Raw genomic sequence first — 24,141 nt, forward strand, 5'->3', positions numbered from 1 at the left:
TCGGCCGGGGCCTGATAGCGCAGGCTGCCCGGCACGTGGTCACCTCACTTGGTTTCAAGGTCGCGACGCCGGAATGCGGCCAGCCCGGCCGCCGCAAGCCCAGCGGCGATCACGAGGAGGATCCCCATCGCCGGCCAGGCAATGCCGTCCAGCGGTGGTTTGCCCGCGTGCTCCAACGGCGACAGGTTGTGCGCCCACTGCGGTAGGTCGACAATCGCCCCGAACATGCCGGAAAACATGCCATAGGCGAGTATCACCCAGGTGACGCCGATCGCCCTCGGTAGCACGCCGAACAGCAGTGCCGCCACGCCGAGCAGGACTAGGAGGCCCGGCGCGTGCGCCACATGCGCCGCTACCATCTTTCCGACGTACGCGGCGTCGCCGGTCGAGATGGCCGCCCCGATCCCGGTCGTAAGACCGACCAGCAGAAGCAGCCCGACCAGGCCAACCGTCACCACCGCCAGGTAGCTGCCGAACCAGGCCCAGCGGCCGGTCGCGGTCGCCAGCACGGGCTCGGCACGCCCTTTGGTCTCCTCCCCCGTGCCGCCTGCACGCCGAGGATCACCATAGTGCCGGCGAGGACGGCCATGAACAACGTGATCACGCCGAGGTAGCCGTCGACCAAGGTGTCCAAGGAGCCGCCGAACATCTCGATGCGCTCCTCGTCCATGTCCGTAGGGTCAGCCATCGCATCGGCGACCGCTCCCCACAGAAAACCAGCCCCGGCCAGTGCCCCCGTCCACCAGAGCAGGCTCGACCGCTGCAGCCGAAACGCGACCGCGAGCGGTGACCTCAGCCACGGCGCCGCCTCCGGCGCCCCGATCCGGGCCGCGACCAGCCCAGCGCCGACATCCCGACGAGTGGATAGGGCGTACCCGGCCGCCGCGGCCGCCACCGCCAGCCCGATCGACAGCAGCAGTGGCCACCACCGGGCATCCACATACGGCCGGGTCTGCTGCGACCAAGCCAGCGGCGAGAACCAGGACAGCGCGCTGCCGTGGTCACCCATCATGTCGCCCAAGGCCCGCACCGCCCAAGCCACGCCGATCGCCGCGCCCGTGAGCCCGGTGGCCGCCCGCGAGTACTCGGTGACCTGCACCGTGAGCGCCGTGATTCCGGCGAAGATCAGCCCCACCGCCCGATGCCGGCGGCGAACAGCAATGCCCCACCCGCGCCGAGGCCGTTGGCGGTCATCGCCCCGGTGAGCAACAGCGCCAGCACCACGTTCGCGCCGACAGCGACGACCAGCACCGCGGTCAGCTGTGCGTGCCGGCCCACCACGTTGGCGCGGATGAGCTCGGTCCGCCCGTTCTGCTCATCGACCCGGGTGTGCCGGGAGACCAGCAGCATGTTCATCAGGCCGGCCAGCACGAAGAACCACTGCGCGTAGACGCCGACGATCGCCCGCTCCAGGGTGATGTCGTCGCGGCCGTAGCCGGGACCGCCGAAGAGAGCCCCGAACGACCCTCCCATGAACCGGCCCATGTCCTGCAGCTGCTCTTGGGTCTGATAGACCTCCGAGACGATAGTCGTGAAGTAGAGCATCAGGGCGGTGATGCCCAGCAGCCAGGCAGACAGCTTGATCCGGTCACGGCGCAGAATGAATCTGATCAACGTGCCGGTGCCGGCGAGCGTGTCGCCAGATGCGCGGCTCACGGCCGTCCGGGTCGGCTGCCGGACGGCGGTCGCCGTCATCGCTTCCCCCTGTTTCCGTCGCCGGCGGCGGCGAGCTCGTCGCCGTAGTGGCGCAGCATCAGCTCCTCCAGCGTCGGCGGGTGGCTGGTCAGACTACGGATCCCGGATTGAGTCAAGGCGCGGACCGCATCGCCAAGATGCTGACCGTCGACCGCGAACCGCACCCGGCCGTCGATGGTCTCCAGGTTGTGGATGCCGGGTATCCGCTCCAGGCCGACGACCGGCTGGGTGGTGTCGGCTTCGATGGTGGTGCGGGTCAGGTGCCGCATCTCGGTGAGGGTCCCGGACTGCACGATCTGGCCCTGCCGGATGATGCTGACCCTGTCGGCGAGCTTCTCCACCTGGGCCAGGATGTGGCTGGAGAGCAGCACGGTGCGCCCCTCCGCCTTCATCTGGTTGATCACGTCCTGGAACACCACCTCCATCAGTGGGTCCAGTCCGGCGGTTGGCTCGTCGAGGAGGAGCAGCTCCGCGTCGGAGGCCAGCGCCGCGACGATCGCCACCTTCTGCCGGTTGCCCTTGGAGTAGGTACGGCCCTTCTTGCGGGCGTCGAGGTCGAACCGCTCGATCAGCTCAGCCCGGCGGGCTTTGTTGAGACCACCACGGAGCCGGCCGAGCAGGTCGATCGCCTCGCCACCGGTGAGGTTGGGCCAGAGCTCGACGTCGCCCGGCACGTATGCCATGCGGCGGTGCAGGGCGACCGCGTCGCGCCATGGGTCACCGCCAAGCACCTCCGCCCGGCCCGAATCGGCCCGCAGCAACCCCAGCAACACCCGGATCGTCGTCGACTTGCCGGCACCGTTCGGCCCGAGGAACCCGTGCACCTCCCCGACCTCGACACTCAGGTCCAACCCACCCAGGGCACGAGTCGCCCCGAAGGTCTTCACCAGCCCAGACGTAGCGATAGCCGTAGTTGCCAAGCCATCTCTTTTGGTAGTCATGACCAAATGATAGACCCTCTCACTAGAGGTCTCAATGAGGGTCCTTCGTCGCGCACAGGACGGCCGGGACGGGGATGACGTCCGGCGGTATGTCGGCGGGATTCTTGACCACGGTCTTCGTGACCGTGAACCCGCACTCCTCCAGCCAGCGCCGGTACGTCGACAGCTTCTGCGGCCCGCCCTGGCCCATCGTGCAGCCGATGAAGAAGGCGGGGAAGAAGTCGACGTTGTAGTTGTCGGAGTCTTTGATGTTCTCCGGGTACACCGGCACCAAGATTTTGACCTGGCCGCCGACCTGCAGGGACCTGTTGACGCTCTCGAGGATCTTGAACACGTCATCCTTGTCGAACATGTCCAGGAAGTGCTTGATCAGCACGACGTCGAAGCCCTCTGGGACTCCTTCGAAGACGTCACCGCCGATGAACGAGCAGTGCTCCGCAACGCCGTGCTTCCGGAAGTTCGCGAGGCACTCGTCTTCCTTTTCCGGAAGGTCGAACGTGGTCACCCGAAGTCCGGGCGACGCCTTCAGCTTGTATGCGTGGATCGCCCCCAGACCAGTGTTTCCGGCGAGGTCGAGCACCTGTGCGCCCGCCGGAATGTCGATGTTGTCGAAGAACCACGGATCGATGCGGGCAGTGACGGCGTCCATCAACGTTGCCCAGGACTCGCGCAAGTCCTTGTGCTCGGCCACGGCGCCGTACAGCGTGCCTTCCGATCCATAGAGTTCCTTCAGGCCGACGAGCGCACCGGTCCGCGCGCTGTCGGTGAGATAGAACAACTGCCGGAGTGCGACGACCTTGATCATGTTCATGTAGGTGAGCGCTCGCTGGAGGTCGGCCTTGGCGACGCCGGCCAGGGCGTCGAGGGAGTAGGCGCCAGAACCTTCGTCGTAGGCGACGAAGCCCTCCTTGACCAGTAGAAACAGGAGTTGTTCCACGGAGTCCGGCTTGGCGCCGACGGCGGCGCCGAGCTTGGCGGCGGTCATGCCAGGGGTTTCCCGGAGCGCGTCGATGATGCCGAGCTCGAAACAGGACAGTAGGGTCATGAACCGCGACGGTCCCACCATGTATTCACGAAACCGCGCGAGCGTAGCTTCTGCTGTCATCGCACCGATCCCCTTTCGAAGGGCTTGTCACCGAGGCTGGGGGATCATGAGGAGTTCGTGGGGATGAAGCGTGGTCTCTGCTGCCGCTTGAACGCTGCTGCCGGGCTTGGTGCCAAGCCTCCATCTCTGCATCACCGTGCCGAGAATGACCTCGAGCTCACGCCAGGCGAACGCTTCCCCGATGCACGCCTTCGGCCCGATTCCAAACGGGATGTACGAGGTGTCGTCCCCAGCACCAGGTCGAAAGGAAAGCCACCGATCGGGGTCGAACCGGTGCGCGTCCGGGTAGCGGTCGGAGTTTCTGTGCAGCAGATACGAACTGAATATTACATTCACACCCTCGGGAAGCAGGTGATCACCTAGTGAGATGCTCGAACGGGTCTTTCGACACGCGATCCACACGGGCGGGTAGAGTCGCAGAATCTCCATCAGGAACCGGAAGGTGTAGCTGGAGCGCTCTATGCCGTGCGCAGCGCCTTCGTTTCCCGCTTTGGGCATGTCTTCGAAGAGTTTTTCCTCGATCAAGGGCTCTTCGGAGAGCACGTACAGAGCCCATGACATCACGGAAGCCATGGTGGCCGTCGCCGCGATAAGCATCATTATCGCCTCGTCGCAGATTTGGTCCACCGTCAGGACGCGTTCGCCGGTTTCGTCGGTGTCCAACAGCAGCGCCGAGAGGTAGCCGGCCGCAGAGTCTGGACGACGCAACTGCTCGTCCACGTACGAAAAGAGCAGCTTCCGAACCTCTTCGCGTGCCTGCGCCGGCTGCCCCGACGGCAGCCCGTAGGGCTGTGCGGGGGTGGCCACCTTTCCGTACAGGGGCTTCCTGATCGTCTCCAGGATCAGGGCGGCAAGGCGATCACTGAGATCTCTCGACGGCTCGGGAAATGGACTCGGGAAGAGAGCAGCCAGGGCGATCGCACCCGAAATCCAGCACATCTCGTTCTGGATGTCCACAAGATCCCCAGCATGCCAGGAGGCTACTGCATCAGAAACGATGCGGCGCATGGTCGGGACGTATTCATCGACCTTCGCCACCCGCAGGAACGGATTCGACAATCGCCGATAGTGTCGATGCGAAGCCTCGTCCTCCAGGAGAAGCCCCGCCCTGCTGATGTTTCTGCCCTTCTGGAAGAGGTCGCCTCTTACATATTTCCTACTGTCTTTCACCTGTATTGCGCGGATCAGGGTCGGGTCATTGATAAATACGGCGTCGATGCCATCTACCGTCACCTGACCCACCGGACGGCCCTGGAGGATCTCCTCCATCCGGTTGAAATGAAACTCCGCTTTACCTGAGAGTCCGGTTGTCAAGTCCAGGTGACTCTTCAACGTACTCACCTCTCGAGTGTTCTGAGGGGGCGGGTTGGAGCTCCCGCCCCCGGCATCTTGGCCGTCCGGACCCTCCGGTGGTCACACGCGGTCGGCGCCGATCAGGAGGTACTGGAAGCTGCCGTTGCGGTACGCCTCGAGGAACGGCTCCTCGATGCCGGTGGCCACCGGCGACTTCGCCCGCAGTTCCCAGTAGGGAATCGTCGCCGGGGTGAGGTCCACAACGGCGAACGGGACGAGGCGGTTGTTCGCCATCTCGCGGAAGTACGACGACCGCGGGTGGATGCTGCAGATGTAGTGCGCGTTGATCTGGCTGACCGCCCGGGACGGCATGCCGTAGGCGTCGTTGTAGCAGCCGGTGATCGTGACGTAGCGGCCGCCGCGGGCCAGCAGCCGGGAGTGGGCCGCGAAGAGCAGGGAGAGCTCGACGTACATCGTGGACTCGTTGTTCCAGATCGCCTTGTAGGCGCCCGGCTCAAAGCCGGTGTCCAGCATGTTCTTCAGGTGGAACCGCACTTTGTCGGCCACACCGCGCTGCCTGGCCTGCTCGTTGGCGAAGGACACCTGCCCCTCGGAGATCGAAACGCCATCGACGGAGCAGCCGAACCGCTGGTTCGCCATGAAGCTCGTGCCGCCGCGACCGCAACCGGCGTCCATGATCCGGTCTTCGGGTCCTACGTCGCCGAGGTGGTCGATGAGATAAGACGCCTGGACCGACTCCAGGCGGTGCATCTCCTCGATGACTCGCTTCTCCCAGGTCTCCGTGGAGCCCTCGAACACGGCCTGGTCGACGTCGCCGATGCCGTAGTGGTGGTGGTACGTGCCGTCCACGTCCCCCAGCTTGATATTGACCGGGTCCTTCTCCCGGTTCCAGTAGTCGGCAACCGACTGCTGGTAGGGGCTCCTGAGGGCGAGGGACTCTGTTGCCATTGTCGTTCTCCTTGGTCGTCCGGGTTGGCGTCGCGTCAGTCCTCGGCGTCGCCGCTGATGTACCGCTGCATGAACTCGTAGGCCAGGTCGCCGCACTGCCCGCCGAACTCGATGGACCGCTCGATCGTCTTCCGGAAATGCACCCCACCCCACACCCGGCTGATGCCGCAGTCCTGCACGAGGTCGGTCCAGGTTGGCCAGTGCAGCTCGATGTTGTTGGCGGGTGTGATTCCCGGCTCCACCAGCGTCCAGCCGGCGGGAATGGGGAACCGCCAATCCAGGACGTCATCGCCGAAGAAGCGCCGCACCGCCTGCGCTTCGGCGGAACAGAGCGTCGTGGAGCCCGACGGGTACTCCGGGTGATCTCCGACGTTCAGGTAGCTGGCCCACTCGTCGGCACGAATGTCGTGGACCGTCCCCTTGCCCGGTCCGCCCCAGGCGGTCAGCCGCCGGCTCCCGTACACGTGCCGGATCGCGCTGAACGGCCGCACCGCGTCGTACTTGGCCTTCTGATGCCAGACCGCGACCAACGCGTCGTAGACAGCCGTGTTGTGAATCGTCAACAGGTGAACCCAGCTGTGCAGGTCGAGATTGCGCTTGCGGGCTACGACCGCTGGCGGCTGGCCGATACCGATCAGCTTGTTGTCGAAGAACTCGGCCATCGCTTTCTGTTTGTCGGTGAGCGAGGCCGAGGCTTCCAGCATCTCGTCGACCGAACGCTTGTAGTCCCTACGCCGGTGGTGGTCGGTGTGGTCGGGTGGGGCGAGCCGGAACTGAGCGGGGCTCTTGTAGGAGTAGGGCTTGGCCAGCCGCATTTGCGGCGTGACGAAGTGCTGGATGGTGTATATGCCCTTGTCCCCCACGCCCGCGCCGAGGCGGCGGCGGTGGGGCGTCAACTGCGGCTGCCAGCGGGACGGGTTGGTCAGCTTGAAGGCGGTGTTCACCGGCCGGTAGCCGGTGTAGTCCGCAAACGGCTGTGGGTTGTACCGGCGACCAATGTCACCCAGGATGTTCATGCCGTCCCGCGTGCGCGCCGCGGCGGCGCCCCGGCCGGCCAGGTTGCCGATGCCGACCGGAGTGGTCGGATCCACCGACTCGTCGTTGGGGTTCAAGCCAACTGAAGCCATCACCTGCCCGAAGAGGGGCGCCTGGTCCGGCACCGCGGATTTGAGCACCTGGTACGACGCGTGGAAAATGGCGATGTTCATGTTGCGGTTGGTGGTGGATTCGCTGGCCGGACGGCGGGGTATGCGGGTGTGCACGCCGACCGCGGTCGGATGGTAGGGCGCCACCGCATCGAACCACGCGATCACCGTCGACTGGGTGAACCAGATGAACAGGGTCACGTCCATGGGCGCGAAGAACTTCAGCGAGGACGAATCCCTGATGCTCTCGTCGGGGGGAAACATCAGGTTGAGGGCGATGTCGGTGTCGAAGTCGAACGCGGGCGCGGCCAGCGCGGCGGACGAATCGGCGGCGGCCGCACCGGGCAGACCAAACACCAGCGCCGCCGCACCGCCCGCCCCACCGAGCAGCAGCGACCTGCGCTGCAACGACAGATCTGACACCGGAGAACTTCCGGACGTCGTCATGGTGTGCGTCCTTTCGTGGTAAAGGAACTGGCTTGGTGGAGGTCAGTCCTCAACGTCACCGTCGACGTACCGCTGCACGAACTCATGGGCCCGGTCGCCGAACTGCTCACCGAACCCGATGGACCGCTCGACCGTCTTCCGGAAATGCACCCCGCCCCACACCCGACTGATGGCACAGTCATTGACAAGGTCGGTCCAGGTTGGCCAGTGCAAAACGACCGGGCTGGCTGGAGTGATCCCCGCCTCCACCTGCGTCCAGCCGGCCGGAGCGGTAAACGTCCAGTCCAGGGCGTCGTCGTCGAAGAGGCGCCGCGCCGTCTGCGACCCCGCGGAGCAGATCGCCGCCCAGCCCGACGGGTACTCGGGGTGGTCCCCGTGTTCAGGTAGCTGGCCCATTCGTCGGCGGGCATGTCGTGGACCGTTCCCTTGCCGGGGCCGCCCCAGGCGGTCACCGGGCGGTGGCCGTACACGTGCCGGATCGCGCTGGCCGGCCGCACCGCGTCGTACCGGGCCTTCTGATGCCAGATCGCGATCACCGCGTCGATGATCGCCGTCGAGTGCGCAAGGAACAGCTGAGCCCAGCCGTGTAGGCCCAGCTCCTTGTGGCGCCGCGCCGTGGCTACGGCCGCGTGGCCGATGCCCAGCTGCGTGTTGTCGAAGAGCTCCGCCATCACCTTCTGCGCGTCGGTGAGCGCGGCCGACGCCGCCAGGACCTCGTCGACCGAGCGCTTGTACTCCCCGCGCCGGTGGTGGTCGGTGAAGTCGGGCGGAGCGAGCCGGAACTGAGCAGGATCCTGGAAGGTATAGGGCTTTATCAGCCGCATTTGCGGCGTGGCGAAGTGCTGGACGGTGAAGACGCCCTTGTCGGCCGTGCCCGCGCCGAGACGGCGGCGGTGCGGGGTCAGCTGCGGCTGCCAACGCGACGGGTTGGTCAGCTCGTAGGCGGTGTTCACCGGCTGATAGCCGGTGTAGTCCGCGAACGGCCGCGGGTTGTACCGGCGACCGTCGTCACCCAGCAGGTTCATGCCATCCCGGGCGCGGGCCGCGATCACGCCCTTTCCGGCCAGGTTGCCGATGCCGACCGGAGTGGTCGGATCCTCCGACTCGTCGTTGGGGTTCAAGCCGACCGCGACCATCAGTCGCGCGAGCTCCGGCAACACCTCCGGCACCAGGGCTTTGATCATTTGGTACGAGGAGTGGAAGATGCCGATGTTCATGTTGCGGTTGGTGGCCGACTCGCTGGCGGGGCGGCGTGCGACCCGGGTGTACACGCCAACCGCGGTCGGGTGGTAGGGCGCGACCGTGTCGAACCACGCGATCGCCGACACGTGGTTGACCCAGGCTGACGTCAGGTCCATGGGGGCGTACGCGCCCGCCGAGGGCTGTTGCCCGGCCCTCGCGTCGGGTTGGAACGAGATATCGATGCCGTTGCCGGTATCGAAGTCGAAGATGGGCGGTTGAGGGGGATCGGCTGCGGCCGCCGCCGTACCGTGCCCGAGCATGGCCAGCCCAACGGCACCGCCGACCCCGCCGAGCAGCAGCGACCTGCGCCGCAACGACAAGTCCGACACCGGAGAACGTCCGGACGTCGTCATGGTGTGCGTCCTTCCTTCAAGGAACCGGCTTCGGTGGGTCAGTCGACGTCGCCGTTGACGTGCCGCTGCACGAACTCGTGGACCAGATCACCGAACTGCTCACCGAACTCGATGGACCGCTCGACCGTCTTCCGGAAGTGCACCCCACCCCACACCCGGCTGCTGGCACAGTCGTTCACGTAGTCGGTCCACGTTGGCCAGTACAGCTGGATGTCGCTCGCGGGGGTGATCCCTGCCTCCACCCGCGTCTTGCCCGCCGGCCAGGTGAACCTCCAGTCGAGGCGGTCATCGCCGAAGAAGCGCCGGGTCACCTGCGCCGCCGCGGAGAAGGTCGTCGTGGAGCCGGACGGGTACTCGGGGTGGTCACCCACGTTCAGGTAGCTGGCCCACTCGTCGGCGGGCATGTCGTGGACCGTCCCCTTGCCGGGGCCGCCCCAGGCGGTCACCGAGCGATGGCCGTACACGTGCCGGATCGCGCTGGCCGGCCGCACCGCGTCGTACTTGAGCTTCTGGTGCCAGCACGCGATCGCCGCGTCGAGCGTCGCCAACAAGTGCGCCAGCTGATACTGAACCCAGCCGTGGATGCCGAGCTCGGGGTGGTGCCGAGACTTGATCAGCGCCGAATGGGTGAGGCCCAGAATCTTGTCGTCGAAGACCTCCGCCTTCACCTTCTGCTCGTCGGTGAGCCCGGCGGACACTTCCAGCATCTCGTCGACGGACCGCTTGTAGTCTTTGCGCCGGCGGTGGTCGGTGAAGTCGGGCGGGGCGAGCCGGAACTGAGCCGGATCCCGGAAGGTGTATGGCCTGACCAGCCTTATCTGCGGCGTGATGATGTGCTGGACGATGTAGACGCCCTTGTCACCCGTCCCCGCGCCGAGGCGGCGGCGGTGCGGGGTCAGCTGCGGCTGCCAGCGCGACGGGTTGGTCAGCTCGTAGGCGGTGTTCACCGGCTGATAGCCGGTGTAGTCCGCGAACGGCCGCGGGTTGTACCGGCGACCGATGTCACCCAGCAGGTTCATGCCATCCCGCGCACGGGCCGCGGCCACGCCCTTGCCAGCCAGGTTGCCGATGCCGACCGGACTGGTCGGATCCACCGACTCGTCGTCCGGATTCAGGCCGAACGCCTTCAGCAGTTGCGCGAAGAGCGGTGCCTGCTCCGGCAACACACCCTTCACCGCTTGGTACTGGGCGTGGAGGATGGCGACGTTCAGGTTGCGGTTGGTGGCGGATTCGCTGCTGGGGCGGCGCGGTATCCGGGTGTACACACCAACCGCGGTCGGGTGGTAGGGCGCCACCGCGTCGAACGCCGCGATGGGCGTGAAGTGGCCGATCCAGATGAACACCGGCAGATCCATGGGCGCAACGACCTCCGCCCGAGGGTTCGGCGCGAGTTCGTCGGTGGGCTGTACGAAATCCATGATGTTGCCGGTGTCGAAGTCGAAATCGGACGGCTGAGGATCGGCGGCGGCCGCGGCCGTGCTGTTCCCCAGCGTGGCCAGCGCCGCGGCACCGCCGACACCACCGAGCAGCAGCGACCTGCGCCGCAACGACGAACCTGACACCGGAGAAAGCTCAAACGCCATGGTGTGCGTCCTCTTCTTTAAGGAAATGGCTCTTGGAAAGGGCGTCAGTCCCCGAGTTCGCCCCGGACGTGCCGCTGCACGAACTCGTAGACGCGGTCGCCGAACTGCTCGCCAAACTCGATGGACCGCTCAACCGTCTTCCGGAAATGCACCCCGCCCCACACCCGGCTATTGGCGCAGTTGTTCACGTAGTCGGTCCAGGTGGGGAAGTACAACTCGATGGCGGTGGCGGGGGTGATTCCTGGCTCCACGTCCGTCCAGCCGGCTGGAACCGGGAACCGCCAGCCCAAGGCGTCACTGCCGAAGAAGCGCCGCTTCGCCTGCGCCGACGCCGAGCAGAGCGTCGTGGAACCCGACGGATACTCCGGGTGGTCCCCTACGTTCAGGTAGCTGGCCCACTCGCCGGCCGGCAGGTCGTGGACCGTCCCCTTGCCGGGTCCGCCCCAGGCGGTCACCCGCCGGCTGCCGTACACGTGCCGGACCGCGCTGAACGGCCGCACCGCGTCGTACTTGACTTTCTGATGCCAAGCGGCGATCAGCGGCTCGAACGTCGCCAAGACATGCAGCGCGAACAGATGAGCCCAACCGTGGATGCCCAGATCGGGGTGCTGCCGCGCCGCGACGACCGCCGCGTGGCCGATGCCTAGGATCTTGTTGTCGAAGAACTCCGTGAGCACCTTCTGCTTGTCGGTGAGCGCGGCCGACGCTTCCAGGATCTCGTCCACCGAACGCTTGTAGATCGAGCGCCGGTGGTGATCGCTGTGGTCGGGCGGGGCGAGGCGGAACTGAGCGGGATCCCGGAAGGTGTAGGGCTTGACCAAGCCCATCTGCGGGGTGACGAAGTGCTGGACGGTGAAGATGCCCTTGTCACCCGGCCCCGCGCCGAGGCGTCGGCGATGGGGAGCGAGCTGCGGTTGCCAGCGTGAAGGGTTGGTCAGCTTGAAGGCGGTGTTCACCGGCCGGTAACCGGTGTAGTCCGCGAACGGCTGAGGGTTGTACCGGCGACCCACGTCGCCGACCATGTTCATGCCGTCCTGCCTTCGGGCCGCGACGACGCCCTTGCCGGCCAGGTTGCCGATGCCCACCGCACTGGTCGGATCCACCGATTCGTCGTCGGGGTTGAGGCCGAGCACTGTCATCATTTGCCGGACGACCTGTTGCTGCTCCGGCACCACGCCCTTGACCACTTGGTACTGGGCGTGGATGAGGGCGATGTTCATGTTCCGGTTGGTCGCGGACTCGCTGGAGGGGCGCCGGCGGATCCGGGTGCATATGCCGACCGCGGTCGAGTGGTACGGCGCCACGGCGTCGAACCATGCCACCGCTGTCAACTGGCTGAACCAGAGGAAGATCGTCACGTCCATGGGGGCGAAAATGGACGCTGAGGGCGACTGCCCGGCGGATTCGTCGGTGGGCTGAAAGAAGTCGATGAAGTTGCCGGTGTCGAAGTCGAACGCGGGCGCGGCCAGCGCGGCGGACGAATCGGCGGCGGCCACACCGGGCAGACCAAACACCAGCGCCGCGGCACCGCCCGCCCCACCGAGCAACAGCGACCTGCGCTGCAACGACGAATCTGACACCGGAGAACGTCCGGACGTCGTCATGGTGTATGTCCTTTCTATGAAGGGGAGGTCAGTCCTTGACGTCGCCGTCGATGTACCGCCGCACGTACTCGTAGGCCAGGTCGCCGAACTGCCCGCCGAACTCGATGGACCGCTCGATCGTCTTCCGGAAGTGCACGCCGCCCCAGACCCGGCTCATGCCGCAGTCCTTCACATAGGCGGTCCAGGTGGGCCAGTACAGCTCCATCGCGTTGGCGGGGGTGATCCCCGGCTCCACCAGTGTCCAACCGGCCGGGATGCGGAACCGCCAGTCCAGGACGTCGTCGCCGAAGAAACGCCGGAGCGACTGCGCCGACGCGGAACAGAGCGTCGTGGAGCCGGACGGGTACTCGGGGTGGTCACCCACGTTCAGGTAGCTGGCCCACTCGTCGGCGGGCATGTCGTGGACCGTCCCCTTGCCGGGGCCGCCCCAGGCGGTCACCGAGCGATGGCCGTACACGTGCCGGATCGCGCTGGCCGGCCGCACCGCGTCGTACTTGGCCTTCTGATGCCACACCCCGACCAGCGCGTCGAAGACCGCCGTGGAGTCCACAAAGAACACGTGCGCCCAGCCTTGCACGCCCAACTGCTGTTGCCGGTCGTGGTTTCGGCAGGCGACGGCCAGCGCCTGACCGATGCCCAGCAGCTTGTTGTCGAAGAACTCCGCGTTCACCTTCTGCGCGTCGGTGAGCCCGGCCGACGCCGCCAGCATCTCGTCGACCGAACGCTTGTAGTCCGCGCGACGGCGGTGGTCGGTGTGGTCGGGCGCGGCGAGCCGGAAACGGCTCGGGCTGTCGAAGGCGTTGGGCTTGACCAAGCCCATCTGCGGGGTGACGAAGTGCTGGACGGTGAAGACACCCTTGTCGGCCGTGCCCGCGCCGAGACGGCGGCGGTGCGGGGTCAGCTGCGGCTGCCAACGCGACGGGTTGGTCAGCTCGTAGGCGGTGTTCACCGGCTGATAGCCGGTGTAGTCCGCGAACGGCCGCGGGTTGTACCGGCGACCGTCGTCACCCAACAGGTTCATGCCATCCCGGGCGCGGGCCGCGATCACGCCCTTTCCGGCCAGGTTGCCGATGCCGACCGGAGTGGTCGGGTCCACCGACTCGTCGTCGGGGTTCAGGCCGAGCGTGGTGAGCATTTGCCGGATGACCGCCGTCTGCTCGGGCACCACGCCCTTGACCACCTGGTATGAGGCATGGATGACGGCGATGTTCAGGTTGCGGTTGGTGGCCGACTCGGTGGCGGGGCGGCGGGCGAACCGCGTGTGCACACCGACCGCGGTCGGGTGATACGGCGCGACCGCGTCGAACCACGCCAGCACCGTCAGATGGTTGATCCAGATGAAGATGGTCACGTCCATGGGCGCGAAGATGCTCGCTGACCGCGACACGCCAGCGTTCTCGTCGGTGGGCGAGAAGAAGTCGATGAAGTTGCCGGTGTCGAAGTCGAAAACGGGCGGCTCAGGAGCGGCGGCCGCCGCCGCGGCGTTTCCGAGCGTGGCCAGCGCCGCGGCACCACCGACGCCAGCGAGCAGCAGCGACCTGCGTCGCAATGACAAGTCTGGCACCGGAGAATGTCCGGACGTCGTCATGGTGTGCCCTTTCTCGTAAAGGAACCGGCTTGGTTGAGGTCAGTCCTCGACATCGCCGTCGACGTGCCGGCGCATGAACTCATGGGCCTGGTCGCCGAACTGCTCTCCAAACTGGACGGACCGCTCCACCGTCTTCCGGAACTGCACGCCGCCCCATATCCGACTGCTGGCGCAGTCGTTCACGTGGTCGGTCCAGGTGGGCCAGTGCAGCTCGATGGCGCTGGCCGGGGTGATCGCTGGCTCCACCTGCGTCCAGCCGGCCCGTATCGGGAACCGCCAGCCCATGACGTCATCGCCGAGGAGACGACGCATCGCCTGCCCTGCCGCGGAGCAGATCGCCGCGGAGCTCGACGGGTACTCCGGGTGGTCCTCCACGTTCAGGTAGCTGGCCCACTCGTCGCCGGGCAGGTCGTGCACGGTGCCTTTGCCGGGGCCGCCCCAGGCGGTCACCGGGCGGTGGCCGTACACGTGCCGGATCGCGCTGAACGGCCGCACGGCGTCGTACTTGGCCTTGTAATGCCAGACCGCGATCAGCGTGTCGAAAACCGCCATCGCGTGCGTCAGGAACATCTGAGTCCAGCCGTCCAGGCCCAGCCCGTGCCGCCGAGCTGCGACTGCCGGCGAGTGGCCTATGCCCGCCGTGTTGTTGTCGAAGAACTCCGCCATCACCTTCTGCTCGTCGGTGAGTGCGGCCGACGCCTCCAGGACCTCGTCGACTGAGCGCTTGTAGGCCGTACGCCGATGGTGGTCGGTGTGGTCGGGCGGGGCGAGGTGGAACTGGCCCGGGTCCGCGTAGGTGTAGGGCTTGATCAACCCCAGCTGCGGCGCGATGAAGTGCTGGATGGTGAAGACGCCCTTGTCGCCGACGCCCGCGCCGAGGCGGCGGCGGTGCGGGGCCATCTGCGGCTGCCAGCGCGACGGGTTGGTCAGCTCATATGCGGTGTTCACCGGCTGGTAGCCGGTGTAGTCCGCGAACGGCCGCGGGTTGTACCGGCGACCCTCGTCACCCAACAGGTTCATGCCGTCCCGCTCCCGGGAGGCGACCGCGCCCTTTCCCGCCAGGTTGCCGATGCCGACCGGACTGGTCGGATCCACCGACTCGTCGGCAGGGTCTAAGCCGAGCACGGTCATCAGCTGCGCGAGCCCCGGCGCCTGCTCCGGCACACCAGCTTTGATCACTTGATAGGAGGCGTAGAGAAGGGCGATGTTCATGTTGCGGTTGGTGGCCGACTCGCTGGAGGGACGGCGGCCGACCCGCGTGCGTACGCCGACCGCGGTCGGGTGGTAAGGCGCGACCGCGTCGAACCACGCGATCGCCGACAGGTGCTTGACCCAGGCCCACATGGCCTCGTCCGAGGGGTTGAGAAACACCGTGGCGGGCGACTGCCCGACAGCCTCGTCGCCCTGGTTGATGTCGAGGGCGTTGCCGGTGTCGAAGTCAAAGTCAATCTGGGGTGCGGCGGCCATCGCGCTGTCTCTCGGCGTGGCCAGCGCCGCGGCGCCGCCGACCCCGCCGAGCAGCAGCGACCTGCGCCGCAACGACAAACCAAACGTTGCCATCGCGTGCGTCCCTTTCGTGTCAGTCCTCGACGTCGCCGTTGATGTACCGCTGCGCGAACTCGTAGCCGCGGTCGCCGAACTGCGCGCCGAACTCGATGGACCGCTCGACCGTCTTCCGGAAGTGCACGCCGCCCCACACCCGGCTGAAGGCGCAGTCCCGCACGAATTCGGTCCAGGTCGGCCAGTGCAACTCGATCGCGTTGGTAGGGGTGATCCCCGCTTCCACCAGTGCCGAGCCGGCGGGAATGGGGAGCCGCCAGTCCAGGACGTCATCGCCCACGAAGCGCCGTACCGCCTGTGCCTCCGCGGAGCAGAGCGTCGTGGAACCCGACGGGTACTCGGGGTGGTCCGCCACGTTCAGGTAGCTGGTCCACTCGTCGGCGGGGATGTCGTTGACCGTCCCCTTGCCAATCCCGCCCCAGGCCCGCACCGGGCGGTGGCCGTACACGTGCCGGATCGCGCTGAACGGCCGGACCGCGTCGTACGTGGTCTTCTGATGCCAGACCGCGACCAGCGCGTCGAAGACCGCCGTCGAGTGCGCCAGGAACAGCTGAACCCAGCCCTGCACGCCCAACTCCTGGTGGCGCCGAGCCACGACAGCCCGCGGCTGGCCGATGCCCAGCAGCTTGTTGTCGAAGAACTCCGCCATCACCTTCTGCGCGTCGGTGAGCGCGGCCGACGCCGCCAGGACCTCGTCGACCGAGCGCTTGTACTCCCCGCGCCGGTGGTGGTCGGTGTGATCGGGTGGAGCGAGCTGGAACTGGCCTGGATCCTCGTACGTGTAGGGCTTGACCAGCCGCAGCTGCGGCGTGACGAAATGCTGGACGGTGAAGACGCCCTTGTCGGCCACTCCCGCCCCGAGGCGGCGGCGGTGCGGGGTCAGCTGCGGCTGCCAACGTGACGGGTTGGTCAGCTCGTAGGCGGTGTTCACCGGCTGATAGCCGGTGTAGTCCGCGAACGGCCGCGGGTTGTACCGGCGACCGACGTCACCCAACAGGTTCATGCCATCCCGCGCACGGGCCGCGATCACGCCCTTGCCAGCCAGGTTGCCGATGCCGACCGGACTGGTCGGATCCACCGACTCGTCGGCGGGATTCAGGCCGAGCACGGTCATCAGCTGCCTGATCACCGGCACCTGCTCCGGCACCACGACTTTGACCACTTGGAGTGAGGCGTGGAAGATGGCGATGTTCAGGTTGCGGTTGGTGGCCGACTCGCTGTCGGGACGGCGGCCGATCCGGGTGTACACACCGACCGCGGTCGAGTGGTAGGGCGCGACCGCGTCGAACCACGCGAGCACCGTCACGTGGTTGACCCAGAGAAACATGGTCACGTCCATGGGGCCGAGAACATCCGCTGAGGGCGTCGCCACGGCGGCGTCGTTGGCGGGTTGCAGCAAGTCGATGGCGTTGTCGGTGTCGAGGTCGAAGTCGATCTCGGGCGCCTGCGCGGCGGCCTTCGCGCCATCCGCCAGCATGGCCAGCGCCGCGGCGCCGCCGACCCCACCGAGCAGCAGCGACCTGCGCCGCAACGACAAACCAGACACCGGGGTACGTCCAAACGTCGCCATGGTGAGCCTCCCGTGTGTACCGGAACTGGCTTCCCTGAGGGGAACGGCGGCGGGCCTGTGGGCTGTGCCCGCCGCCGTCGCTGGGGTCAGTCCTCGACGTCGCCGTTGATGTACCGCTGCGCGAACCTGTAGGCGCGGTCGCCGAACTGCTCGCCGAACTCGATGGACCGCTCGATCGTCTTCTTGAAGTGCACACCGCCCCACACCCGGCTGATGGCGCAGTCCTGCACGAAATCGGTCCAGGTGGGCCAGTGCAACTCGAGCGCGCTGGCGGGGGTGATCCCCGCCTCGACCGCAGTCCAGCCGGCCGGAATGGGGTACCGCCAGCCCAGGACGTCATCGCCCAAGAAATGCCGCGCCGCCTGTGCCTCCGCGGAGCAGAGCGTCGTGGAGCCCGACGGGTACTCCGGGTGGTCTCCGACGTTCAGGTAGCTGGTCCACTCGTCGGCGGGGATGTCGTTGACCGTCCCCTTGCCGACCCCACCCCAGGCGGTCACCCGCCGGTGGCCGTACACGTGCCGGATCGCGCTGAACGGCCGCGGTGCGTCGTACTTGGCCTTCTGGTGCCAGACCGCGACCAGCGCGTCGAAGATCGCCAACGAGGTCGTCAGGAACAGGTGGACCCAGCCGTCCAGGTCCAGCTCGGGGTGGGCGATGCCGGCGGCGATCCCCGCACGGCCGATGCCCAGCAGCTTGTCGTCGAAGAACTCCGCCTTCACCTTCCGCTCGTCGGTGAGCGCGGCCGACGCCCCCAGCATCTCGTCCACCGCGCGCTTGTAGTCCCTGACCCGGTGGTGGTCGCTGAACTCGGGCGGGGCGAGGCGGAACTGGCCGGGGTCCTTGAACGTGTATGGCTTGGTACGCCCCAGCTGCGGCGTGACGAAGTGCTGGACGGTGAAGATGCCCTTGTCACCGACGCCCGCGCCGTGGCGGCGGCGATGGGGCGTCAGCTGCGGCTGCCAGCGTGACGGGTTGACCAGTTTGAAGGCGGTGTTCACGGGCCGGTAGCCGGTGTAGTCCCGGTAGGGCACGGGGTTGTACCGGCGGCCCACGTCGCCGAGCTGGTTCATGCCGTCCCGCAGCCGGGCCGCGACCACGCCCTTGCCGGCCAGGTTGCCGATGCCGACCGGACTGGTCGGGTCCTCCGAGTTGTCGTCGGGGTTCAACCCGATCGCGGCCATCAGCGTCCGGAACGCCGGCAGCCGGTCCGGCGCCACGCCCTTGATCACCTGGAACGTGCCGTAGACGGCGGCGATGTTCCTGTTCCGGTTGGTGGCGGACTCGCTGGAGGGGCGGCGGCCGATCCGGGTGTACACGCCGACCGCGGTCGGGTGGTACGGCGCACACGCGTCGAACCACGCGATCGACACCATGTGGGTGATCCGCATGTGCAGGGTCACGTCCATCGGGGCGACGTCCGGCAACGATCGCGAGTCGACCGCGCCGGACAGGTCCCGGATGATGTTGCCGGTGTCGAGGTCAAAAGGAATCGGGGCCGCCGCGGCGAGCGGACCGGCGGTGGCCGTTCCCGGGTAACCCATGGCCAGGGCCGCGGCACCGCCGGCCCCACCGATCAGCACCGACCGGCGTCCGAGCGTTGTCATATTGTGCGTCCTTTCCGAAAGGAGGGTGCCCGACAAGTTACGCACATTTAAGCTATTTCTCTTCTCCATGGGCCGCCATCATCATCTGCTGCGCCGGCGAAAGCTGGTAGTACGACACGAACTCGACGGCTTCCCCGCTGGCCGACCACTTGAGACCAAGCAGATTGATGTGCTCGCCGGGGTAGGTGCGCGGAGCGCCAATCCTGAGCCGCTCGAACCCTGGTTCGAGGTGATCGGAGAGTACCGACGGATCGAGGCTGCGGGCCGGGAACTGAGCAAGAGCGATACGTGCGATCTCCGGCGAATCCCAGCTGAGGGTGACATTGACTCTGAACGCCTTTTGGGCGAACTCCAGCGCCTGCTGGCTCGGCGATGGCAGCCCGCATTCGCCGACCATCGACAGGACGGTCTCCCGTTCGAGAGGTTTAGGGGGCCGCTGGAAGTACAGGTTCATTGTCTTGCGCCCGTAGTCGATCGCGATCATCGCAACCTTGTCCAGGCCGTGCCGGTCGAAGAAGCTGGCATTCTCGCCCACCGCGCTCGGCATCGACGGGATGTCGGCAAGCTCTGACACCTTCTGCATGTTCCGGGGGAAGTGTGCCAGGGTCTTCTTGAAGCCACCGACGACCCCACAGTCGATAAGGTGATCGCTGATGGAAAGTCGCTTCCGGAGATCCGACAGCAGGGCGCCGACGGGGTGGTCCGTCTTGGCGACAAGGCCGTTCGACAGTGCGACGGCGTATGGGTCGTCGACGCTGGGCGAGACGGTCATGGTGTAGTCGAGCTCTCCCGCGCTGCGCTCACCGCTCAGCAATCCGAAACCAATCCCGGCCCCGGCGAGTGCGTCTTCGTACGCGGTCAGGATCGGCATGACCCTCCCGCGCGCGCAGGCCACGTCTGCCAGCCCAGCCGCCTCCTCGATTGCCGAGTACACACGTTCCAGCTCAGCGGCTCCGGACATTTATCCTCCTAGTTGTCACGCCCGCTTCTCCAACTGGTCGTGGAGCCTGCGGGACAGCTCGATCCGCTGCACCTTCAGCGTGGCCGTGCGAGGTAGCTCGGCTTGCGGGATCTGGAACGGGTCTGCCAGTTGAGGAAATTCGGCGACGGCCGCACGCCAGCGTTCCCGGTCCAGCGGCTGGTCGCCGTTGGTGCAGAGCACCGGCACCGGTTCTGCCTTCGGACCCCGCACCACGACAAGCTCGCTCAGCTCTCCGAGCCTGCTCAGCACGATGTCTTCGACTTCCAAGGTGCTGCGCACGCCGGGGATCATGTCGACCTCCCGGTCGAACACGTGAAGGCAGCCGAACCTGGTGCGGTAGCCGACGTCGCCGGTCCGCCACCAGTCGCCGAACCGGTTGGAGTCGTAACGGTCCTGTTCGGCGAAGTAGGTTTTCGCCAGTCCAGGCCACGCGACCTCGATGTAGCCGGGATTCTGCTCGGAGGGCCGCTTACCGTCCCGGGCAGTCACGCGGACTCTCGCGTTGCCCGGCATCGCCCAACCGACGCAGCGCCCGTTCGCCTTGTGGGCCGACCTGCGGAAGTATGCTCGGCCAACGGCTGGGCCGACCTCGCTCTGACCGTAGATCTGGAAGAACAGCGCCCCACGCCGCTCGGACGAGTTGACGAGCCGGCTCATCGTCCTGGGGTGTATGGCATCGAAAGTGCTGCTGAAGTACTTCACCGACGCGAACGGCTTTCGCCGGTCCTCGGTGAGTTCCTCCCATTCCATGAACGAATTGGGCAGCGCCTCGATGAATCCCGGCCGGTTCTGGATGAAGAACTCGGCGACCAGTTCGGGATCGGACTCCTTCATCAGCAGCACCGGCATGTCCCGGAGGAGCGCCAGAGCCATCGCCGCGAACATCCGCGAGTGCACGAACGAGATGTGGATCGCGACGGTCTCACGCCGCCTCATCAGCGCCAGGAGACGCCACTGCGGCTTGAGCCGCTCGCCCATGGTTCGTGGCGTGTGCACGACGAGCTTGGGCACACCGGTGGTGCCGGAGGTGTGCGTGATCATTGCGGGCTCGTCCTGCCCCCGGAACACCGGGTCGAGCCGCGGAGCGCCAGCGAGTTCGCTGAGCGATGCCGCGTCCGGCCTGCTGCCGCTGACGATGACCACCCGCGCGACGAGGTCGGTCAGCGGCAACTCGGCCAATGCGTCGAGCTTGTGCACGTCAGTGAGCAGCTTCGGCTGCTCCAGCCGCTGCAGCAGAGCGCCGACGGTCGGGGGGTTCAAGGCCGGCGACAGCATCACAGGCACCGCTCCGAGCCGCGACGCCGCGGTGGCCAGAACCCAGACGTCGAAGTTGGCGGACTTGTAGATCACGACGTGCTCGCCGGACCGCACCCCCGCCGCCCACATCCGGCCGGCCAGGTCATCCACGTGGTCGGCGAGTTCGGCCACCGTCAGGCGCCGTCCCGCCGCTGGCAGGACGTCGAGGTCGTGGTCGAGTGTGAGCGGCGTCGAAGCGTGCATCCCGGCGGCCATTTGCGGCATCACGCCGAGCTGGAGACCGCGCTCCCGAATCGAGCTTGGTAGCGTAAAGCCCTTCATACCGGCTGCCTCCTCGACTCAGTTCATCGACCGGGACCGTGGATATCCGCGACCGGCGCGGCGACCATGCGACGGCCATCGATAATATGCTTGGAGTTTGTAGTATTCCTCGCCGGTCGACGTCACTGCCCCGTAAACGAGCTTGGGGTCGTCGACCCCGTAGGAAACGTTCTTCGCGAAGTGCTCGATCTTCGGGCCGAGCCGGACGGGAAGTGCCGTCGGATCCTGGGCCTTCGCACCAAAGGAGATCCGCTCAACCTTTGGGGAATCCCAGCTCAAGGTGGTATAGAACCCGAACGCCCCCTCGCAGAACTTCAACATCTGCTCACTCGGCTCCGGCAGTCCGATGTCGCGATGCAACGAACGGATCGTCGTCGGGTCGGGCGGCTGGGGAAAGTACAGATTCACAGATTTGTGGTGGTAGTTGATGCCGGCCACATCCACTCTGTCGTCCAGACCATGGCGGGCGAAAAGGTCGACGTTGTCCGCCAGGCTGCTGGGCATCGACCGGAGGTCGGCAAGCGTCGACAGCCTTTGAAATTCCCCGTCCGGGAAGTAGATCCAGATCTTCCTGAATCCGCAAACGACTCCGAAGTCGACACCACTACTGTCGATGGGGCATCGTTCCTGCAGTTCCGAGAGCAGCGCTCCGACGGGATGGTCGGTCTTCGCGATGAGGCCGTTCGACAGGGCGACACCATATGGCTCCACACCGTCGTTCAGCGAGAAGCGGCAGTGAAAGTCTCCATCGTCGCGGGTGTCATTCGCCACCCGGAAAGCAATGATGTTCTGCCGGGCCGCGTCGTACGCTGCCAGGATCGGCCAGACCTTGTCACGCGAGCAGGTGACGTCCACCAGCGCGGCGGATTCCTCAATGGCCGAGTAGAGATGTTCCAACTCAGCAGCTCCCGACATTTTTCCTCCAACGTCACTGCTTGATGGCTGCGCGGAGTGCGGCACGCAGGCTCTTCGCGACTCGTTCGACCTGGTCGGTGCCGAGTTCGGCGTGCATGGGGATGGCGAGCTGACGCGCGAAGAGATCCGCCGAGACGGGGCACCGCTGCTTCGTCTCGTACACCGGTTGAAGGTGGCACGCCCAGGTGCCGTGCCCGCATCCGATGCCCTGTGCGCGGAGGTCGGCGGCGACCCTCGCGCGGTCCACGCTCGGGTCCAACTTCACCATGTAGGACTGCCAGGCATGGGTACGGTCCTGCGGCACGTACGGCAGGGTGACGAGCTCTTCGTCGGCGAACAGCTCGGCGTAATGCGCTGCGACCGCGCGCCGGCGGTCCAGCAGTTCGCCGACCCGGCCAAGCTGGACCAGCAGGATCGCGGCGGCGATGTCGGACAGCTTGTAGTTGTAGCCGATCTCGGTGAACACGGGTATCGGCAGACCGACGACCTTTGCCTGATCGAAGATGCTTTCGATGCCGAAGGACGACCGTAGCCTCGCGTGCGCCGCGATTACCGGATCGGTGGTGAGCAGTGCCCCGCCCTCGCCGCTGGTGATTCCCTTGCGCCCGTGGAAGGACAGGCAGGCAACCGGTGCCAGCGCGCCCGCCTCGCGCCCCTGGTACGTGGCGCCGACCGCACAGGCGGCGTCCTCGACGAGGAAGAGCCCGTGCCGGTCCGCGATCGACGTCAGGGCCGCGTAGTCGGCGGGCAGGCCGACCGTGTCGACCGCGATCACACCAACCGTTCGCGGGCCGATCAGGTCCGCTACGGACTGTGGGTCGATGGTGCCGGTGTCGGCACGCACGTCGGCGAAGATGGGGACCGCGTCGACGTACCGCACCGCATGGGCGGGAGCCGGAAAGGTGTAGTCGGCGACGATGACCTCGTCGCCGGGCTGGACGTCGAGCGCTAGCAGAGCCAGGTGGAGCGCGGCGCCGCAGTTGCTCACCGCGACCGCGCCGCCAACCCGGTACCGCTCGGTCAGCTGTGTCTCCAGTGCCTTTCCTCTTGGGCCCTGACCGGCCGGCCAGCCCGAGGAGAAAGCATCCGCGACGGCCGCCAGCTCCGCCGCGCCGAGACTTGCGTGAACCAGGGGGATCGTGTCCATTGTGGTCGCCCTCCGCTCCGTCTCACGTTCTGGTGCTGGTCAGGAATTCAGCAGAGTGGGCGGTTCGTAGCGAAGCGGCGTGATCTGGCTAATGTCATAGCGGTCACGCAGTCGTTGCACGGCCTCCGGATCCACCGATCGGCCGGCGCCGAAGATCTCAAAGATCTGCTCGAAGTAGCGCTCGTGATCGGGCGATGGATAGCTCTGAAACAGCATGCGTGCCGGCTTGTCGGTGGCGTTCCTGAAGGCGTGCGGGCATCCGGACGGGACGAACATGCAGCTACCCGCAACCGCGCTGACGACTTGACCCCCGCTGGAGGACTTCCAGTCGTGCCAGCTGTCCGCGGTGCGTTCGGCCGGCTCGAACGCCAGCAGCTCGAGCTGTCCTTCCAAGACGTAGAAGAACTCCTGCGCGTGCTGATGGCTGTGCGCTCCCACGTCGAAGCCGGGCGGAACCACCACCTCGAAGCACGAGACGGCGGAGCCCTGCGCCCCAGTGACCTTGAAGGTGACGTCCTGCGCCTTTGTGACCAGCCTTCGACCTTGACCAGGTAGGACTACGTGACCGCTCATGCGGAACACCTCACGGCATCGAGAAGACCCGGCGAGACAACGTGCCACCACAGTGGACGATGGGTGCTGCAGGGGATGAAGGGCACGTGGCGATGAATCGACGCCCAGAGCGTGCAGGAGGGCGGAATCGAGGTGCCATCGTATGTATAGGTTCTTCACCGCTGGCTGTCAAGGGTCCCCACTGCCGTCAAGGTCATCGATATGCTTGGTCCTGGCTGATGGGAGGGTCTATCATTTGGTGACGACT

17 protein-coding genes and 2 pseudogenes are annotated in these 24,141 nt (G+C 66.6%); all 19 read right to left on the minus strand.

The genetic code is table 11. The features are described 5' to 3' along the window. Positions 1-44 precede the first annotated feature (44 nt). Positions 45-1,012 (minus strand): annotated as a pseudogene (locus tag Prum_RS55855) (efflux permease Rv1217c-related protein). A gap of 113 nt (positions 1,013-1,125) precedes the next feature. After that, positions 1,126-1,695: an efflux permease Rv1217c-related protein gene (locus tag Prum_RS50865; protein ID WP_246277639.1), complete on the minus strand. Its 570-nt coding sequence runs from the start codon at positions 1,693-1,695 to the stop codon at positions 1,126-1,128. Then, complete coding sequence (locus tag Prum_RS04545; RefSeq protein ID WP_173074228.1) at positions 1,692-2,636, minus strand: ABC transporter ATP-binding protein; 945 nt, start codon at positions 2,634-2,636, stop codon at positions 1,692-1,694. Before Prum_RS04545 ends, Prum_RS50865 begins: the two co-directional genes overlap by 4 nt. 31 nt (positions 2,637-2,667) lie before the next feature. Beyond that, positions 2,668-3,741 carry a methyltransferase gene (locus tag Prum_RS04550; protein WP_218577039.1) on the minus strand — a complete coding sequence of 358 codons (1,074 nt, stop codon included), beginning with the start codon at positions 3,739-3,741 and terminating at the stop codon, positions 2,668-2,670. 27 nt (positions 3,742-3,768) lie between these two features. Beyond that, on the minus strand, positions 3,769-5,082 hold the full coding sequence (locus Prum_RS04555; RefSeq protein WP_173074232.1) for a cytochrome P450: 1,314 nt from the start codon (positions 5,080-5,082) through the stop codon (positions 3,769-3,771). A gap of 72 nt (positions 5,083-5,154) precedes the next feature. Further along, the gene (locus tag Prum_RS04560; RefSeq protein WP_173074234.1) at positions 5,155-6,003 is read right to left on the minus strand and encodes a geranyl diphosphate 2-C-methyltransferase; all 849 of its coding nucleotides are present in this window, start codon (positions 6,001-6,003) and stop codon (positions 5,155-5,157) included. Positions 6,004-6,038: 35 nt separating this feature from the next. Then, complete coding sequence (locus Prum_RS04565; protein WP_173074236.1) at positions 6,039-7,595, minus strand: vanadium-dependent haloperoxidase; 1,557 nt, start codon at positions 7,593-7,595, stop codon at positions 6,039-6,041. Positions 7,596-7,637: 42 nt separating this feature from the next. Continuing rightward, a pseudogene (locus Prum_RS04570) lies at positions 7,638-9,190 on the minus strand (DUF6851 domain-containing protein). A 38-nt stretch (positions 9,191-9,228) separates the two neighbouring features. Then, positions 9,229-10,773, minus strand: a complete 1,545-nt coding sequence (locus Prum_RS04575; RefSeq protein ID WP_218577044.1) for a vanadium-dependent haloperoxidase — start codon at positions 10,771-10,773, stop codon at positions 9,229-9,231. A 44-nt stretch (positions 10,774-10,817) separates the two neighbouring features. Then, complete coding sequence (locus Prum_RS04580) at positions 10,818-12,377, minus strand: vanadium-dependent haloperoxidase (protein ID WP_173074238.1); 1,560 nt, start codon at positions 12,375-12,377, stop codon at positions 10,818-10,820. 28 nt (positions 12,378-12,405) lie between these two features. After that, complete coding sequence (locus tag Prum_RS04585; RefSeq protein ID WP_218577046.1) at positions 12,406-13,932, minus strand: vanadium-dependent haloperoxidase; 1,527 nt, start codon at positions 13,930-13,932, stop codon at positions 12,406-12,408. Between the two features lie 72 nt (positions 13,933-14,004). Further along, positions 14,005-15,525 carry a DUF6851 domain-containing protein gene (locus tag Prum_RS04590; protein WP_218577047.1) on the minus strand — a complete coding sequence of 507 codons (1,521 nt, stop codon included), beginning with the start codon at positions 15,523-15,525 and terminating at the stop codon, positions 14,005-14,007. 19 nt (positions 15,526-15,544) lie between these two features. Next, positions 15,545-17,095 (minus strand): vanadium-dependent haloperoxidase, encoded by a 1,551-nt coding sequence (locus Prum_RS04595; RefSeq protein WP_173074240.1) that lies wholly within the window; start codon positions 17,093-17,095, stop codon positions 15,545-15,547. 86 nt (positions 17,096-17,181) lie between these two features. Continuing rightward, a complete protein-coding gene (locus Prum_RS04600) occupies positions 17,182-18,699 on the minus strand; it encodes a vanadium-dependent haloperoxidase (protein WP_218577050.1) in 1,518 nt (505 codons plus the stop codon). Between the two features lie 52 nt (positions 18,700-18,751). Beyond that, positions 18,752-19,660: an aromatic prenyltransferase gene (locus Prum_RS04605; protein WP_173074242.1), complete on the minus strand. Its 909-nt coding sequence runs from the start codon at positions 19,658-19,660 to the stop codon at positions 18,752-18,754. A gap of 15 nt (positions 19,661-19,675) precedes the next feature. Beyond that, positions 19,676-21,259, minus strand: a complete 1,584-nt coding sequence (locus Prum_RS04610) for a class I adenylate-forming enzyme family protein (RefSeq protein ID WP_173074244.1) — start codon at positions 21,257-21,259, stop codon at positions 19,676-19,678. A gap of 18 nt (positions 21,260-21,277) precedes the next feature. Then, a complete protein-coding gene (locus Prum_RS04615) occupies positions 21,278-22,156 on the minus strand; it encodes an aromatic prenyltransferase (protein WP_218577052.1) in 879 nt (292 codons plus the stop codon). A 31-nt stretch (positions 22,157-22,187) separates the two neighbouring features. Further along, a complete protein-coding gene (locus tag Prum_RS04620) occupies positions 22,188-23,321 on the minus strand; it encodes a DegT/DnrJ/EryC1/StrS family aminotransferase (RefSeq protein WP_173074248.1) in 1,134 nt (377 codons plus the stop codon). A gap of 39 nt (positions 23,322-23,360) precedes the next feature. Further along, on the minus strand, positions 23,361-23,894 hold the full coding sequence (locus tag Prum_RS04625) for a cupin domain-containing protein (RefSeq protein WP_173074249.1): 534 nt from the start codon (positions 23,892-23,894) through the stop codon (positions 23,361-23,363). Positions 23,895-24,141 lie beyond the last annotated feature (247 nt).

Source organism: Phytohabitans rumicis, assembly GCF_011764445.1.
In the GTDB taxonomy this organism is placed as follows: domain Bacteria; phylum Actinomycetota; class Actinomycetes; order Mycobacteriales; family Micromonosporaceae; genus Phytohabitans; species Phytohabitans rumicis.